Source organism: Paraburkholderia humisilvae, assembly GCF_902859855.1.
GTDB lineage: Bacteria > Pseudomonadota > Gammaproteobacteria > Burkholderiales > Burkholderiaceae > Paraburkholderia > Paraburkholderia humisilvae.
The window spans coordinates 92,609-110,109 of record NZ_CADIKH010000002.1 but is presented as its reverse complement, the minus strand read 5'-3'; the positions used below and the strand labels follow the sequence as shown (position 1 = coordinate 110,109).

The following is a 17,501-nucleotide window of genomic DNA, read 5'->3' as shown; positions in this document are numbered from 1 at the left end:
ATGCGTTCGCAAACGTCGCGGAGTCCAAATTCATGCGGACGACGGCCAAGCTGGCGCGATTATGCAAAGCACCGCACCAACCACCGCGGCGCCGCGATTACAGCGGCTGGGTCTGCAAGGTCACGTTCGAGTGCGCAGCCTCCGCCGGCGCCGCATGTTCGTCGCCGACGAATCCAAATGACGCGGTGCGTGCCAATTCGGCGGTCACTTCGCTTGCGGCAAGCGGTGCGGCGCTCGCGTGCTTCACAGCACTGCTGCACAGATGCAGAAACGCAGCCGCAGCAAGCGGCAGAACGATCGCCAAAGGCCAGTATGTCGATATTGTCTTTCTCATGATGGCGTTCTCTCAAAGGATCAGGCAAAAACAGTTAGCCCACTTTGCCTTGATGCAATTGTAGATAACGACGCAATCCGGAAAAACCCAGCCCCGCGGAATAGACCGTTCTGCTTTCATGAACAGTGACGGCAAACAGGTCAACGCAGGGAGAACATCGAGCGTTGAGCCATTCGGCGAAAGGAATCCTTACAAACACATACAAAGGTAACGATGCATTGTGGGAGGATGAACCACGTTACATCAACCTTGCATCGCTGAGCGACCCGACCCGATGAACCCGCGCACTACGCTTCTCTTTGTCTCAGCCGTCGCGGCTGCCGCTCTGTGCGGCGGCTGCGCGGTCTATCCCAATGCGCCGCCCGCGTACGGTTATGGCTACGAGGACGGCGGCTACGGTGGTTATACCGGCTACGACACCTATGGCTATGGGTATCCGCCGCCTCAGTCGAATGTCTACCTCGGCTTTGGCGGCTATTCGGGGCCGAATTATCGAGACCCGTATTGGGGACGCGGCTATCGCGAGCGCGCCGACTGGAACGACGGCAGACATTCGGGCGGGGGCGGCAATCCGCACTCGCAGCCAGGTACGCCCCCTGCACACGGAGGCGGCGGAGGGCCGGGCGGCGGTGGCGGTCATCCACCGCCGCAGGCGGGTCATGGCGGCGGTGGCGGACGGGCTCCGGCCGGCCGGGCGGTGGATGTCTCACCGAACAACGGATCGCGGGCGACCAACCATTGACGCAACGCCGCGCTCAACTACGCTCAGCCACGATGGCTACGTTGCGCGGCGTACAGTTCACGAAATGTCCTGCCTACCGGCGCCGGCATATCCCGTGTGTTCGTCCATCCGCCGCCAAACGGCAGGCGGGCAATTGAGCGCTTTTCGCCGCCGATCTTCTCGAGCAGGCGCACCGCCAGCTTCGTGAAGAGCGCATAAGCGGCCGGATGCAGCGCGAAGTAGCCCCACACCGCCAGCCCCATCCGCTCGCGCCACGGACGCAGGTGCCGTTCGACCTGCCGCTCGCGCAACTTGCGCAGCAGATCCGACAGCGGAATGCCGACCGGGCACACGCTATTGCATGCGCCGCATAGCGTCGCCGCCTGCGGCAAATCGAGTGCTTTTTCGATGCCGAGGTAGCTCGGCGTCAGCACGGAACCCATCGGTCCCGGATAGACCCAGCCGTATGCGTGCCCGCCGACCTTCTGGTACACCGGACAATGGTTCATGCACGCGCCACAGCGGATGCAGCGCAGCATCTCCTGGAAATCGCCGCCGATCAGCCCGGTACGCCCGCCATCGACGAGCACCACATACATATGCTCCGGGCCATCCTGATCGCCGGCAAGACGCGGGCCGGTTAGCAGCGAGACGTAGTTCGTCATGCTCTGGGCCGTTGCCGAGCGCGGCAGCAGACGCAGTGCGGTCGCCAGATCTTCGAGCGTCGGGAGCACCTTTTCAATGCCGGTCACCGCGACGTGCACGCGCGGCATCACCGTGCACATCCCTTCGTTACCCTCGTTCGTCACGACCGCGATCGAGCCGGTTTCCGCAATCACGAAATTCGCGCCCGTCACGCCCATGTCGGCCGACATGAAGTGCGGACGCAGCGTTTCGCGCGCTTCGCGCGTCATCTGCGGAATTTCGGTGAGCCGCGGCTTGTTGTGCGTCTTCGCAAACAGGTCCGCGATCTCGTCCTTATCTTTATGAATCACCGGCATGATGATGTGGCTCGGCGGCTCGTTGTCATTGATCTGCAGAATGTATTCGCCGAGGTCGGTTTCAACCGACTGCACGCCCATCTTGCCGAGCACTTCGTTCAGTCGCATTTCCTCGGAAACCATCGACTTCGACTTGATCACCTTCTTCACGTCGTGCTTGCGCGCGATGTCCGCGACTAGCTTCGCCGCGTCCTGCGTGGTCTCGGCGTACAGCACCGTGACGCCGCGCCGCGTCGCTTCGCGCTCGAAGGTCTCGAGCCAGACGTCGAGGTTTTCGAGCGCGCGATTGCGGCGCTCCTTCAGCGCCATGCGGGTCGCCTGAAAGTCGATCTCGGTCATCACCTGCGCGCGCGCTGCCACGATCCTCGTCGACAGCTTCTTGAGGTTCTGTTGCAGGCGCTGATCGGCAAGCTTCTGGCCCGCACGCGCCTTGAACTGCATCGATTGAACTTGCATGACGGCCTTGTTTGAATCAGGAGTAAATGAACAGGCGTTGCGGATCGAACGTGGTCGCGCTGAACGCGGCACCGACCGTCGCGCCTGAGTTACACGTCGCCGGCCAGCACCTGCGCGATGTGCAGCACGCGCGTCGTCGTGTCGCCGGTGCGGCGCAAGCGTCCCTCGATGTTCAGCATGCAGCCGAGGTCGCCCAGCACGACCGCCGGCATCCCGCTCGCGTGGATGTTTTCGCACTTCTCGTCGACGATCGCTGTCGAGATGTCGCCGAACTTGATCGCGAAGGTGCCGCCGAACCCGCAGCATTGCTCACAGCCGTTCATTTCAGTCACGTCGACGCCCGCCTGCGCGAGGAGCGCGCGCGGCTGGCTTTTCACGCCCAGTTCGCGCAGTCCGGAACACGAATCGTGATACGTGACAGGTCCGGTAAACTCCCCCGGACTCAACTCGATTTTCGCGACGTTGACGAGGAAATCGGTCAGCTCGAACACCTTCGCGCGCAAGCGCCCGAAACGTCCCATCAGTTCAGGATCGTCACGGAACAGATCACCGTAGTGCGCACGGATCATCCCGCCGCACGAGCCCGACGGCACGACCACGTAGTCGAACTGCTCGAACTCGCGCAGCATCTTCTCGGCAAGATCGCGCGCGATGCCGCGTTCGCCCGAGTTGTACGCCGGCTGTCCGCAGCAGGTCTGCGCAGGCGGCACGACGACTTCAAAACCGGCACGCTCGATCAGCTTGATCGCCGAGAAACCGATTTCCGGGCGCATCAGGTCGATCAGGCAGGTGACGAAAAATCCGACTCGCATGAGTCCTCCTCCGGGGAAACGTCCCCGATTATCCGACGTTTGTGATGCGATACCAACGCGTGGCGTCCCTAATCAGCTAAAAATGGCAGCTAAAAATGGACCCGCCACACGCGTCCGCCGCCGTTCGCTTTTTTCACCATACGAGATACAATCGACTTTCCGTCGGTTGACGCATCAATGATTTGTCCCCATGAGCGATACAAACCCGGATCCCAAAACCTCGATCCAGGTGATCGAGCGCATGATGCGCCTGCTGGACGCGCTCGCTGCCCACAGCGACCCGGTCAGCCTGAAAGAACTCGCAAAGCGCACTGAACTGCATCCGTCGACCGCGCACCGCATCCTCAACGACATGGTGACCTGCCGGCTGGTTGACCGTTCCGATCCCGGCACTTACCGGCTCGGCATGCGTCTGCTCGAACTCGGTAACCTCGTGAAGGCGCGGCTGTCGGTCCGCGACGCCGCGCTGATGCCGATGCGCGAGCTGCATCGGCTAACCGGGCAGACGGTGAATCTGTCGGTACGACAGGGCGACGAGATCGTCTATATCGAGCGCGCGTATTCGGAGCGCTCCGGCATGCAGGTGGTCCGCGCGATCGGCGGACGCGCGCCGCTGCATCTGACGTCGGTCGGCAAGCTGTTTCTGGCCGCGGACGAGGCGTCGCGGGTGCGCGCCTACGCGACGCGCACCGGCCTTTCGGGCCATACGCAAAATAGCATTACGGACCTCGGGAAGCTCGAACGCGAGCTCACGCACGTGCGGCAGCAGTCCTGCGCACGCGATAACGAAGAACTGGAGCTTGGCGTGCGCTGCATCGCAGCGGGCATTTACGACGATACCGGCAAGCTGGTCGCCGGGCTGTCGCTGTCGGCGCCGGCCGACCGGCTGCAGGATTCGTGGCTCGGCCAGTTGAGCAAGACCGCGCTGGTCATTTCTGAATCGCTCGGCTATCAACCTCAGGCCGCGCAGCCGGATGCGGCGGCGCATCCGGCCTGATGAGTCAACGCTGAATGGCTTGACACGCGTTGTCGCAATGACAAAGCCCCGCTTGCGGGGCTTTTCGCTGTACTGCGTGAGCTTGCGACAACGAAACCCGTCGAATCAGGTCCCCGCGCCGTTTGCGTCCGCGCTCGTCACGCGTTGTTCGCCGCCGTTGTCGATCCACGTGCGTAAGCGCGTCGCATCCGCAAAGCGCGAGTACTTGCCCGCCGAATCGAGCAACACCATGATCATCGGACGATTGTCGATCGTGGCCTGCATCACGAGACATTCACCCGCTTCGTTGATGAAGCCCGTCTTCTGCAAACCGATATCCCACGTCGGGTTGCGCACGAGTGCATTCGTGCTGTTGTACGCCAGCGTGCGCTTGCCCGTGTAGACCTCGTAGCTGCGATCGGTTGAGAAACGACGGATCAGCGGATATTGATACGCGGCGCTCACCATCTTCACGAGGTCGCGCGCGGTCGACACGTTCTGGCTGGTAAGGCCGGTCGGGTTCTCGAAGTGCGTGTCGACCATGCCGAGCGCCTTCGCCTTCGCATTCATTGCCGCCATGAAGGCCGGCCGGCCGCGCGGGTAATAGCGCGACAGCGCGGCCGCCGCGCGGTTTTCCGACGCCATCAGCGCGATATGCAGCATGTCTTCACGCGACAGAACCGAGCCGACCGACAGCCGCGAGCCCGTGTTCTTTTCGTAGTCGCGGTCTTCATCGGTGACTTCGATCGACTCGGTCATCGGCTCGTTCGAATCGAGCACGACCATGGCGGTCATCAGCTTCGTAATCGACGCGATCGGCACGACGGCGCGCGAGTTCTTGTCGAAGACCGACTCCTGCGTGTTCTGATCAACCACGTACGCGACGCTCGAGCGCAATGCGACACCTTCCGGCGACTCACGCAAGCCAAACGCCTGGCCCGCCGTCGGCGAGCGCGGCTCGAACGCGACACGGCGCACCACCGAATGGTGACGGCCGTTCATCGTGTAACTCACGCGCCTCTTCTTCGAGACGGCGCGCGGCGCGTCGTCATCGTCGTCGCGCTTCGCGGCAGCGACTTTCGCGCCCTTCGCCGCGCCTCGGCTTGAAACATCCGCGGCCGGGTCGGCCGCCTTCTTCGCCGATTTCTTCGTGGCCTTGGCGTGCTTCTCGGACTTGGCCGTGGCCTCCGTCGACGCGGCAAACGCGTCGACCGGCGTGACTGATGCCGCAGCAATGGCCATGGTCGCGGCCACCGACAACGCGGCGCTGAGCGCCACGCCGTGCATCAGTTTCAGTGACGAAAACATGTCGGTTTTCATTGGTGTTCTGGGGGGTAATGCGGCAGGGAATTGTCCGCCAGTGTAGTGAATCAACGAAAAATTAGCAAATATAAGCACTTACCAGCACTCTTTAAACCGAGTTGTAAGACTCAATTGCCGCAACACAATGACTAACGCTGCTCCCATCGAAAAGATCAATCAGACAAACAAATCAACCCGGCCGTTAGCGATGGAAACGATTTCCATGCTTAACGGCAGCTTCCACGTACGGCTTGATCAGGGGAAGTACGGTCACGACACCAGCACATCGGGCGCTTCGCTCGAGCCCCTGGATGTTTTGGAGGCGGTGCGTGAACGCCATCGCAGTCGGTCAGATTGCTCTTAAGCACACACTGCAAACTGGCGCATCGCGCGTGAGACCGGGATAGAGGTTTAACGTTCCGCCACGGTTTTAGTGTACGTCGCGATTCTACCGCGACAGCCGAACTTTGTTAGGTAACTCACTGAGTGGACCATTGTTGCCTTAATCGCAACAAATAAACGCACTATTACGGTGCGAACACGCAATATGCATGCGATTTCACAATTCCATAAACGTTTCATAACGTATTGTTTTCTCGATAAATTATCACCATTGTGCGACGCACAAAAAGTACTTGACAACGATGGGCGCTATCCTAAAATGGGAACCATTGTTGCGACGCACAATGTTTCATCGCCCTCCCACCGTGCGACGTACCCAATACCTGACCGGCCTGGTTTTTTACGTCGGTTTTGATGGATCAAACTGATTAACCCAACTCGGTCCGCGCCAGACGGACCGGTACTTCAGGAGCGTAAACATGACTCTGCTGACCCCTGAGCAATTCGCTGCAGCCCAGAAGGCCAACCTCGAAACCCTTTTCGGTCTCACCAACAAGGCATTCGAAGGTATCGAGAAGCTGGTCGAACTGAACCTGCAAGTCGTCAAGTCGACGCTCGCGGAAGGCCAGGAAAACGCACAGCGCGCACTGTCGGTGAAGGACGCGCAAGAACTCCTCGCGCTGCAGGCTAGCTTCACCCAGCCGGTTGCCGAGAAGGTGCTGTCGTATGGCCGTCACCTGTATGAAATCGCGTCGGCTACGCAGGCGGAATTCACCCGCGTTGCGGAAGCGCAGTACGAAGAGCAGAACCGCAAGGTGCAGGCGCTCGTCGAGAACGTCGCGAAGAACGCGCCGGCTGGTTCGGAAACCGCGGTTGCTGTGATCAAGTCGGCGATCACCGCTGCGAACACGACGTACGAGACGGTCCACAAGGCCACGAAGCAAGCGGTCGAAATCGCTGAAAGCAACTTCAACGCGGCCGCTACCGCTGCGTCGAAGGCCGCTTCGCAAGCCGCCGCTCAAGTGTCGCGCTCGGCTTCGGCAACGAAGAAGGCTGCCGCTGCCTAAGTTGACCTCCCGGTGGATTGACCCCTAAGTCGATCACCCAGCTGAGCATCAACGTGTTACAGATCGATCCAGTTTCAACGCATCGGGCTTCGAACAGGCGCCGGCCGAACCACGTTCAGCAAGACGAACACGTTCCTGCCGGCGCTGCCCCGAGTCATTGAGTTTCACTGACAAGAGGCTATAGCGTCGCGCAGACTCCGCTGTCGCGACCAGACGCTCCGATACGTGAAACAGCGTATCGTTCCCCCGGCTCCGGCCGGGATTTTTTTGTCTCCGGCATGCTCGAAAAAAATGGCGCGCCCTGCTTTCGCAGGAGCGCGCCATTTCTTTTGCGCGGGCGCTTGAGCAAGCGCACCACGCTTGCGCGGACGGACCGCGCAGCCTTACTTCTTGCGCTGCGGCGGCAAATCCGTGCACACGCCCTCATAAAGCTCGGCGGCCATACCGATCGACTCGCCCAGCGTCGGATGCGGGTGAATCGTCTTGCCGATATCGGTTGCATCCGCACCCATCTCGACCGCCAGACACACTTCGCTAATCAGGTCGCCCGCATTCAGGCCGACAATCCCGCCGCCGATCACGCGATGCGTTTCTTCGTCGAAGATCAGCTTCGTGAAGCCTTCGTCGCGACCGTTCGCGATCGCGCGGCCCGATGCCGCCCACGGGAACACGGCCTTGCCGTACTTGATGCCTTCGGCCTTGCACTGGTCTTCGGTCTTGCCGGCCCATGCGACTTCCGGGTCCGTATACGCGACCGATGGAATCTGCAGTGCGTCGAAATATGCCTTCTCGCCGTGCGCCGCTTCGGCTGCGACGTGGCCTTCGTGCACCGCCTTGTGTGCCAGCATCGGCTGACCGACGATGTCGCCGATCGCGTAGATATGCGGCACGTTCGTGCGCATCTGCTTGTCGACTTCGATAAAGCCGCGCTCGGTCACCGCGACGCCCGCCTTGTCCGCGCCGATCCTCTTGCCGTTCGGGCTGCGGCCGACCGCGACCAGCACGAGGTCGTAACGCTGCGCTTCAGCCGGCGCCTTCTCGCCTTCGAACGACACATAGATGCCGTCCTGCTTCGCTTCGGCGGCGGTGGTTTTCGTCTTCAGCATCACGTTCGCGAAACGCTTGCTGTTGAACTTCTCCCACACCTTCACGAGATCGCGGTCCGCACCCAGCATCAGCCCGTCAAGCATTTCCACAACGTCGATCTGCGCGCCGAGCGTCGAATACACGGTCGCCATTTCAAGGCCGATAATGCCGCCGCCGATCACCAGCATGCGTTGCGGAATCTGGCGCAATTCAAGCGCGCCGGTCGAATCGACGACACGCGGATCTTCCGGAATAAACGGCAGCTTCACCGCCTGCGAGCCCGCCGCGATGATCGCGTTCCTGAACTTGAGGACCTTCTTGCCGCTTTCGGTCTGCACTTCCATATGATGCGGATCGACGAACGCGCCGACGCCGGTCACCACTTCGACCTTGCGTGCCTTGGCCATCCCGCCGAGACCGCCGGTCAGCTTCTTCACGACGCCCGACTTGAACTCGCGAAGCTTGTCGAGATCGACTTGCGGCTTCGCGAACGTGATGCCGTGCGCGCCGAGCGCCGCGGCTTCATCGATCACGAGCGCTGTGTGCAGCAGTGCCTTCGATGGAATGCAACCGACGTTCAGACACACGCCGCCCAGCGTTGCGTAGCGCTCGACCAGCACGGTTTTCATGCCGAGGTCCGCGGCACGGAACGCGGCCGAGTAACCGCCCGGGCCCGAGCCGAGCACGACCATGTCGCATTCGATATCCGCGGTGCCCGAGAAGCTGCCCGCTTGCGGCGCGGCGGCCGGCTTTTGCGGCTGCTGTGCGGCCGGCTGTGGCGACGCAGCGGCGGCGGCCTTTGCCGGCTCCTTCGCGGTCTTCGTCTCTTCCTTCGCCGGTGCGGTTTCACCCGACGTTTCGACCAGCGCGATCACCGTGCCTTCCGACACCTTGTCGCCCGCCTTCACGCGCACTTCCTTGACCGTGCCGGCGGTATCGCTCGGCACTTCAATCGATGCCTTGTCGGACTCGAGCGTCATCAGCGCCTGTTCTTTTTCGATGACGTCGCCCGGCTTGATATTGACTTCGATGACATCGACGTCCTTGAAGTCGCCGATGTCCGGCACCTTAACTTCGACGAGACTCATAAGTGTCCCCTTCTCTTGTTGCCGTGTTGATGAGGGATTGCTGCGCGGCCGATGAACCGGAGGCGGTCGACTCGCGGTCGCTTCGAACAACAAGCGCCGCCCCGTTGCGGAACGGCGCTTGTCAAACGGGCGCCCAAGTCAGATTCAGCCAGGTTCAACAACGAGAGCGTCGACGGGAACCGCAAGCCCACGCCCCACGCGCTGCAAAAATCAAAGAATGACCCGCCGGAAGTCGCCGAGGATCGCACTGAGATACGCGTTAAAGCGCGCCGCTTCCGCGCCGTCGATCACACGATGGTCATACGACAGCGACAACGGCAGCGTAAGGCGCGGCACAAACTGCTTGCCGTCCCAGACCGGCTTCATCGCACCGCGCGACAGACCGAGAATCGCGACTTCAGGCGCATTGATGATCGGCGTGAAATGCGTGCCGCCGATGCCGCCCAGCGACGAAATCGAGAACGAGCCGCCTTGCATCTGTTCGGGCTTGAGCTTGCCTTCACGCGCGAGCTTCGACAGGTCCGCCATTTCCTTCGCGATATCGACCAGACCCTTCTTGTCGGCATCGCGGATCACCGGCACGACGAGGCCGTTCGGCGTATCGGCGGCAAACCCGATATGGAAATACTGCTTGTAGACGAGGTTATCGCCGTCGAGGCTCGTATTGAAGGTCGGGAATTTCTTCAGCGCGGCGACCACGGCTTTGATCACGAATGCGAGCATCGTGAACTTCACGCCCGCCTTCTCGTGCTCCTTGTTCAGTTGCACACGCAATGCTTCGAGATCCGTAATGTCCGCCTCGTCGTTGTTCGTGACGTGCGGGATCATCACCCAGTTGCGATGCAGATTCGCGCCCGAGATCTTCTTGATGCGCGACAGCGGCTTCGGGTCGACCGGACCGAACTTCGTGAAATCGATCTTCGGCCACGGCAGCAGATTCAGCTCGCCGCCACCCGCCGGTGCGCCCGCGGCCGCGGCCGGCGCGGCGCGCTGGCCCGTCATCACGCCCTTCACGAACGCGGTTACGTCATCCTGCGTGATACGACCTTTCGGACCGGTGCCTTGCACGCGCGACACGTCCACGCCCAGTTCGCGCGCGAACTTGCGCACCGACGGCGACGCATGGCTCGGCTTGTATGCGCCGCCTTCGCCGGCCGGAATCACCGGCGCCTGCGCGAGTGCGGACGGCGCCGTGGCCGGCGCGGCGGCCGGCTTTTGCGGCGCGTCGGACGGCTCTTCAGCCGCTTTCTGCGGTGCGGCGGCCGCAGCAGGTGCGGGAGCCGCGGCTGCCCCGCCCGCGCCTTCGATCAGCACAATCACGGTGCCTTCGGACACCGTGTCGCCGACCTTCACCTTCAGTTCCTTGACGACACCCGCGGCCGGGCTCGGCACATCCATCGTCGCCTTGTCCGATTCGAGCGTGATCAGCGACTGCTCCTTCTCGACGCGGTCGCCGACCTTCACCGCGATCTCGATGACCGGCACGTCCTTGTAATCGCCGATGTCCGGCACTTTCACTTCCTGCACGCCGCCACCGCCAGCGGGAGCCGCCGGGGCCGCAGCCGGCTGCGCGGCGCCGTTACCCTGCGCGGGCTTTGCGGCGGCCGGCGCGGGCGCGGCAGCCGCGCCTGCGCCGTCGAGCAGAATGATCAGCGTGCCTTCCGACACGGAATCGCCGACCTTCACCTTCAATTCCTTGACGGTGCCGGAGACCGGGCTCGGCACATCCATCGTCGCCTTGTCGGATTCCAGCGTGATCAGCGACTGCTCTTTCTCGACGGTATCACCCGCCTTCACCAGCACCTCGATCACAGGAACGTCCTTGTAATCGCCGATGTCCGGCACCTTGACTTCGATCGCTTGGCTCATTTGTTTTCTGTCTCCAGGGCCGAGCGCACTCCGTCCGACATCGAGAACGGAGTGCGCGCGGCGTCGCCGGGGGGCGACGAGTTAGACGGTCATCGGGTTGGGTTTGGACGGGTCGAGGTTGTACTTCTTCAGCGCGTCGGCCACGACCTTGCGCTCAATCGTACCCTCATCGGCCAGCGCGTTCAGCGCGGCAACGGTGACCCAGTAGCGGTCGACTTCGAAGAAGTGGCGCAGCTGTTCGCGCGTATCCGAACGGCCAAAGCCGTCGGTGCCCAGCACGACGAAGCGCTGCGGCACGAATGCGCGGATCTGCTCGGTCAGCGCGCGCACGTAGTCGGTCGACGCGATCACCGGACCCTTCGCATCCTTCAGCAGCTTCTCGACGTGCGAAACCTTCTTCTGTTCGGTCGGATGCAGCAAATTCCAACGCTGCACTTCGTGGCCTTCGCGCGCGAGTTCGGTGAAGCTCGGCACGCTCCACAGGTCGGCGGCAACGCCCCAGTCGTTCTTCAGCAGGTCGGCCGCGGCGATGACTTCGTTGAAGATCGTGCCTGCGCCCATCAGTTGCACGCGCGGCGCGCTTTTGTCAGATGCGGCGTCGGCTTCGGCCTTGCGGAACGCGTACATGCCCTTGATGATGTCCTGCGCCACGTTTTCACCCTGCGGAATCGCCGGGTGTTCGTAGTTTTCGTTCATCACCGTGAGGTAATAGAACACGTCCTCCTGCTCCTGCACCATGCGGCGCAGGCCGTCCTGGATGATCACCGCGAGCTCGTAGCCGAAAGTCGGGTCGTAGTTGATGCAGTTTGGAATGGACGACGCCCACAGCAGCGAGTGGCCGTCTTCGTGCTGCAGGCCTTCGCCGTTCAGCGTCGTACGGCCCGCGGTGCCGCCCAGCAGGAAGCCGCGCGAGCGCATGTCGCCGGCCGCCCACGCGAGGTCGCCGACCCGCTGGAAACCGAACATCGAATAGTAGATGTAGAACGGGATCATGATCTCGCCATGCGTCGAGTAAGACGTCGCGGCCGCGATCCAGTCCGACATGCCGCCGGCTTCGTTGATCCCTTCCTGCAGAATCTGACCGGTTTCCGATTCCTTGTAGAACATCAGCTGGTCGGAGTCTTCCGGCACGTACTTCTGCCCGTCCTGATTCCAGATGCCGATCTGACGGAACAGACCTTCCATGCCGAACGTGCGCGACTCGTCCGGCACAATCGGCACGACACGTTTGCCGAGCGCCTTGTCCTTCAGCAGGATATTCAGAATCCGCACGAACGCCATCGTCGTCGAAATCTCGCGGCCTTCGCCGGTGCCCTTCAGCAGCGGCTCGAATACGGCGAGCTCTGGCACCGGCAGCGATTCCGCCTTCTGGCGACGCGCCGGCAGATAGCCGCCCAGTTCCTGACGGCGGGCGCGCATGTATTCGAGTTCCTTCGAGCCTTCCTCGAACTTCAGATACGGCACGTGTGCGATGTCGTCGTCGGGGATCGGCAGGCGGAACTGGTCGCGGAACTTCTTGAGCGCCTCGACCTGCATCTTCTTCTGCTGATGCGTGATGTTCATCGCCTGACCGGCTTCGCCCATCCCGTAGCCCTTGATCGTCTTCGCCAGGATCACGGTCGGCTGGTTCTTCGCCTCGGTCGCCGCCTTGTAGGCCGCGAAGATCTTGTGCGGATCGTGGCCGCCGCGGTTCAGGTTCCACACTTCCTCGTCCGACCAGTCGGCGACCAGCGCCTTCAGTTCCGGTGTATTGAAGAAGTGCTCGCGCACAAACGCGCCCGACTCGGACTTGTACGTCTGATATTCGCCGTCGACGACTTCCATCATCCGGCGCATCAGCGCGCCCGATTTGTCACGCGCGAACAGCGCATCCCAGCGGCTGCCCCAGACCACCTTGATCACGTTCCAGCCGGCGCCGCGGAATTCGCTTTCGAGTTCCTGGATGATCTTGCCGTTGCCGCGCACCGGGCCGTCCAGACGCTGCAGGTTGCAGTTGATCACGAACACGAGGTTGTCCAGGCGCTCACGGCCGGCCATGCCGATCGCGCCGAGCGATTCCGGTTCATCGGTTTCGCCGTCGCCTAGGAACGCCCACACCTTGCGCCCGACGGTGTTCGCAATGCCACGCGCCTGCAGGTACTTCATGAAGCGCGCCTGATAGATCGCCATGATCGGGCCGAGGCCCATCGACACGGTCGGGAATTGCCAGAAGTCCGGCATCAGCCACGGGTGCGGATACGACGAAATGCCTTCGCCCCCCACTTCCTGGCGGAAGTTGTCGACCTGCTTGTCCGATAGACGGCCGAGCAGGAACGCGCGCGAGTAGATGCCCGGCGACGAGTGGCCTTGCACGAACACGAGATCGCCACCGTGCTCGGCAGTCGGCGCGCGCCAGAAATGATTGAAGCCGACGTCATAAAGCGTCGCCGCCGACGCGAACGACGCGATATGGCCGCCGACATTGGTGTCCTTGCCCGCGCGCAGCACCATTGCCATCGCATTCCAGCGGGTGTACGAACGGATGCGGTGCTCGATGTCCTGGTCGCCGGGAATCTTCGCCTGATTCGCGACCGGAATCGTGTTGATGTACGGCGTGTTCGCCGAGAACGGCAGATGTTCGCCGTGCACGCGCGCGAATTCGATCTGCTTCTCGATCAGGTAGTGGGCACGGTTCGGGCCCACTGCAGAAATCACGCCATCCAGCGCTTCGAGCCATTCAGCCGTTTCTTGCGGATCGCTGTCGTCTTGTGACGCAGCGACGTACTTCAGGACTTCGTCGGGTACAGCGGACATGCTCGTCTCCTGGATATAGAGGCACGCTCGTGAGTGGACGACGCGGACGAAGCTCGGCCGCGGCAGTTTCGGCCGATTTTAATGATGCCCCCGACATCCGCGCAACAAAATTTTCGAATTGCGAGATGCTTTCTCATAATGCGGAAAATTGCTGCGGCGCACCCTAGTTTGACTGCCCATCTGCGGGTACGTCGAGTAGTTTGCTCCTGTTAATGTGAGTTTCGCCGCTTTTCTGCGCCAATTCGTGCGGACCTGCTGCGCTACAATGCGACCCATGTTGACCGATCGGCTTTTCGCACGTTCGGCGCGGCCGTCCGGTTCGCCGGCGGATACCTCGCCGTCCCGCTGGCACCACGGACCATGGTGGTCGAATTCCTATTTGCTGACGCCGCTGCTGTCGATCCTGGTGTTCCTCGTCGTGATGAGCCTCATTCTGTGGAGTCTCAACCGCCGCGAGCAGCAGCAGCAGGAAGACACGCTGTACCGCAACGTCGCGTGGGCGCAGCAGCAAATCCGTCTGTCGATGACGGGCGCGCAGGAGCAGATTCAGGCGCTCGCGCGCGATCTCGTCACGGGCCGCGCGGACCCGCACTCTTTCCAGGTATCCACCGCGGACATCATGCAGGGGCATCCCGAGATCCTCTACATGAACTGGTACACGTCGGAGCTGCAGCCGCGCTGGCCGAACACGCCGCTCCCGGTGCTCGGCCAGCGCCTCGCGAAACCGAATGACCAGCAGATGGACGAGGCCGTCAAGGCCGCGTTCGCCGAAGCGCGCAACACGCGCCGGCAGGTGTATTCGCCGCTTCTCTACGACGATCTCGGCAACGGCTATATCACGCTGCAGACACCCGTCTATCGCGACCGCGAGTTTCTGGGCAGCATCGCCGCGGTGTTCTCGATCGAAGGCATGTTGAAGCGCGACATCCCGCCGGAGCTTTCCGCGAAGTACAAGATATCGATTGTCGATATCAACAACCGCGAGCTCGCGACCACGTCGACGCGCCCGCGCCTGCCGCGTGACGCGTACTACGACCTGCCGCTCGATCCGCCGGGCCAGGGCATCTCGGTGCGCGTCTATGCGTACCCGCAGATGACCAACTTCACGAACAACACGCTCGTGTGGCTGGTCGCGGGCCTGTCGTGCTTCGTGCTGTGGAGTCTGTGGAGCTTGTGGAAGCACACGCGGCAGCGCTTCGAGGCGCAGCAGGCGCTCTATGCGGAAGCCTTCTTCCGGCGCGCGATGGAAAACTCGGTGCTGATCGGCATGCGCGTGCTCGACATGCACGGCCGCATTACGCACGTGAACCCGGCCTTCTGCCGGATGACCGGCTGGGACGAAATCGACCTTGTCGGCAAGACCGCGCCGTTCCCGTACTGGCCGCGCGACTCCTATCCGGAAATGCAGCGCCAGCTCGATATGACGCTGCGCGGCAAGGCGCCGTCGTCGGGTTTCGAGCTGCGCGTGCGGCGCAAGGACGGATCGCTGTTCCATGCGCGGCTGTATGTGTCGCCGCTGATCGACAGTTCGGGGCGTCAGACGGGCTGGATGTCGTCGATGACCGACATCACCGAACCCAAGCGCGCACGCGAAGAACTCGCCGCCGCGCACGAACGCTTCACCACGGTGCTCGAAAGTCTCGATGCGGCGGTGTCGGTGCTGGCCGCCGACGAAGCCGAGCTGCTGTTCGCCAACCGCTACTACCGGCACCTGTTCGGCATTCGCCCGGACGGCCACCTCGAACTGGCCGGCGGCGGCGGATTCGACAGCTCGCAGGCGTCGTCGGATTCGATCGACATGGTCGACACCTATGCGGGTCTGCCCGCCGCCGCGCTGACGGATAGCACCGCCGACGCGCAGGAAGTGTATGTGCAGAGCATACAAAAATGGTTCGAAGTGCGTCGCCAGTACATCCAGTGGGTCGACGGCCACCTCGCGCAGATGCAGATCGCAACCGACATCACGACCCGCAAGCAGGCACAGGAACTCGCACGCCAGCAGGACGAGAAACTGCAGTTCACGAGCCGCCTGATGACGATGGGCGAAATGGCGTCGTCGCTCGCGCATGAACTGAACCAGCCGCTCGCCGCAATCAATAACTATTGCTCTGGCGCGGTTGCACTGGTTAAATCTGGGCGGACAACGCCCGACAATCTGCTGCCGGTACTCGAAAAGACCGCGCAGCAGGCGGTGCGGGCCGGCATGATCATCAAGCGGATCCGTGAATTCGTGAAACGCAGCGAACCGAAACGTCAGGCGACCCGCGTCGCCGATATCGTCGCGGATGCGGTCGGGCTCGCCGAACTCGAAGCGCGCAAGCGCCGCATTCGCATCGTCACCGATATCCGCTCGCGGCTGCCCGTCATCTACGTCGATCCGGTGCTGATCGAGCAGGTACTCGTGAACCTGCTGAAGAACGGCGCCGAGGCGATGCACGACGCGCGGCCCGATGCGGTCGACCCAGTGATTCGCGTGGTCGCGCGGCTCGAAGCGGGCAATGTGTGCATCAGCGTGGTCGATCAGGGCCCGGGCGTCGACGAAGCAACGGCCGAGCATCTGTTCGAACCGTTTTACAGCACGAAGTCGGACGGCATGGGCATGGGACTCAATATTTGCCGTTCGATCATCGAATCTCACCGCGGCCGCCTGTGGGTGGTGAACAACGTCGAAGCGGACGGCCACATCACCGGTGCCACTTTCCACTGCAGTCTGCCCATCGGCGAACCCGACGGCCCGAGCAACGGCGGGCACGAGGCGCCGACACCACAAACCGTTACGGGAGAGCTATGAACACCCCAGTCACCACACAGGAAACCGTGTTTGTCGTCGATGACGACGAGGCGGTGCGAGACTCGCTGCGCTGGCTGCTGGAAGCGAACGGTTATCGCGTGCAATGCTTCTCGAGCGCCGAGCAGTTCATCGAAGCGTGGCAGCCGCATCAGCACCCGGGGCAGATCGCCTGTCTGATCCTCGACGTGCGGATGTCCGGCATGAGCGGGCTCGAATTGCAGGAGCGGCTGATCGCTGACAACGCATCGCTGCCGATCATCTTCGTCACCGGCCACGGCGACGTGCCGATGGCCGTGTCGACAATGAAGAAAGGCGCGATGGATTTCATCGAGAAGCCGTTCGACGAAGCGGAATTGCGCAAGCTGGTCGAGCGCATGCTCGACAAGGCGCGCAGCGAAAGCACCAGCGTGCAGCAGCAGCGCGCGGCCGCCGAACGCCTCGGCAAGCTCACCGCACGGGAGCATCAGGTGCTCGAGCGGATCATCGCGGGACGTCTGAACAAGCAGATCGCCGACGACCTCGGCATCAGCATCAAGACGGTGGAAGCGCACCGCGCGAACATCATGGAAAAGCTCAACGTGAATACCGTGGCGGATCTGCTGCGGCTGGCGCTGTCGAACAAGCCTCAGCAAACGCAGTAGCGGTAGCGAGCGCGGTCGCTGTAACACTGCACTCTTTCGCTAAAAGGAAGCGGGCCTGTGAGCCCGCTTTTTCTTTGCGCCGCGGGGTTCGGTTAGTTAATTAGCTATCCAAACATAATCGGCATCGAGCCGGCTCATCGCGCATGTCTCTTTGACACATGCGCGATGGATATGACCAACGTATCACCATCGACTTATCGCATAAACGGCAAAACGTAAAAC

The 17,501-nt window shown here is 62.2% G+C and carries 12 protein-coding genes; 5 read left to right on the top strand and 7 right to left on the bottom strand.

Annotation, left to right across the window (positions count from 1 at the left end; all coding sequences use genetic code 11):
* Positions 1-97 precede the first annotated feature (97 nt).
* Positions 98-334 carry a hypothetical protein gene (locus HV796_RS02175; RefSeq protein ID WP_175224726.1) on the bottom strand — a complete coding sequence of 79 codons (237 nt, stop codon included), beginning with the start codon at positions 332-334 and terminating at the stop codon, positions 98-100.
* Positions 335-608: 274 nt separating this feature from the next.
* Between HV796_RS02175 and HV796_RS02170 the strand changes: the two genes are divergently transcribed.
* On the top strand, positions 609-1,076 hold the full coding sequence (locus HV796_RS02170) for a hypothetical protein (RefSeq protein ID WP_175224724.1): 468 nt from the start codon (positions 609-611) through the stop codon (positions 1,074-1,076).
* Positions 1,077-1,099: 23 nt separating this feature from the next.
* Here the strand turns inward: HV796_RS02170 and HV796_RS02165 are convergent, their stop codons facing one another.
* A complete protein-coding gene (locus HV796_RS02165) occupies positions 1,100-2,512 on the bottom strand; it encodes a LutB/LldF family L-lactate oxidation iron-sulfur protein (RefSeq protein ID WP_175224722.1) in 1,413 nt (470 codons plus the stop codon).
* 89 nt (positions 2,513-2,601) lie between these two features.
* The gene (locus HV796_RS02160; RefSeq protein WP_175224720.1) at positions 2,602-3,324 is read right to left on the bottom strand and encodes a (Fe-S)-binding protein; all 723 of its coding nucleotides are present in this window, start codon (positions 3,322-3,324) and stop codon (positions 2,602-2,604) included.
* 190 nt (positions 3,325-3,514) lie between these two features.
* On the opposite strand from HV796_RS02160, the gene HV796_RS02155 reads away from it, so the two are divergent.
* Positions 3,515-4,321, top strand: coding sequence for an IclR family transcriptional regulator (locus HV796_RS02155; protein WP_175224718.1), 807 nt, complete (start codon positions 3,515-3,517; stop codon positions 4,319-4,321).
* Between the two features lie 105 nt (positions 4,322-4,426).
* Here the strand turns inward: HV796_RS02155 and pbpG are convergent, their stop codons facing one another.
* Complete coding sequence (pbpG, locus tag HV796_RS02150; RefSeq protein WP_175224716.1) at positions 4,427-5,620, bottom strand: D-alanyl-D-alanine endopeptidase; 1,194 nt, start codon at positions 5,618-5,620, stop codon at positions 4,427-4,429.
* A gap of 803 nt (positions 5,621-6,423) precedes the next feature.
* Here pbpG and HV796_RS02145 point away from each other — a divergent pair.
* Entirely contained in the window at positions 6,424-7,011 is a 588-nt protein-coding gene (locus tag HV796_RS02145) for a phasin family protein (RefSeq protein WP_175224714.1), read from the top strand.
* 383 nt (positions 7,012-7,394) lie between these two features.
* Here HV796_RS02145 and lpdA read toward each other — a convergent pair whose 3' ends face one another.
* The 3 genes from lpdA to aceE all read right to left on the bottom strand — a co-directional run bounded on the left by lpdA (position 7,395) and on the right by aceE (position 13,847).
* A complete protein-coding gene (gene lpdA, locus HV796_RS02140; protein ID WP_175224712.1) occupies positions 7,395-9,185 on the bottom strand; it encodes a dihydrolipoyl dehydrogenase in 1,791 nt (596 codons plus the stop codon).
* A 210-nt stretch (positions 9,186-9,395) separates the two neighbouring features.
* Positions 9,396-11,054: a dihydrolipoyllysine-residue acetyltransferase gene (gene aceF, locus HV796_RS02135; RefSeq protein ID WP_175224710.1), complete on the bottom strand. Its 1,659-nt coding sequence runs from the start codon at positions 11,052-11,054 to the stop codon at positions 9,396-9,398.
* A gap of 81 nt (positions 11,055-11,135) precedes the next feature.
* Positions 11,136-13,847 carry a pyruvate dehydrogenase (acetyl-transferring), homodimeric type gene (gene aceE / locus HV796_RS02130; RefSeq protein ID WP_175224708.1) on the bottom strand — a complete coding sequence of 904 codons (2,712 nt, stop codon included), beginning with the start codon at positions 13,845-13,847 and terminating at the stop codon, positions 11,136-11,138.
* 274 nt (positions 13,848-14,121) lie between these two features.
* On the opposite strand from aceE, the gene fixL reads away from it, so the two are divergent.
* The gene (gene fixL, locus HV796_RS02125) at positions 14,122-16,638 is read left to right on the top strand and encodes an oxygen sensor histidine kinase FixL (protein WP_217477836.1); all 2,517 of its coding nucleotides are present in this window, start codon (positions 14,122-14,124) and stop codon (positions 16,636-16,638) included.
* Positions 16,635-17,279: an oxygen response regulator transcription factor FixJ gene (gene fixJ, locus HV796_RS02120; protein WP_175224705.1), complete on the top strand. Its 645-nt coding sequence runs from the start codon at positions 16,635-16,637 to the stop codon at positions 17,277-17,279. The genes fixL and fixJ overlap by 4 nt, the downstream gene beginning before the upstream one ends.
* The last annotated feature ends 222 nt before the right edge of the window (positions 17,280-17,501 follow it).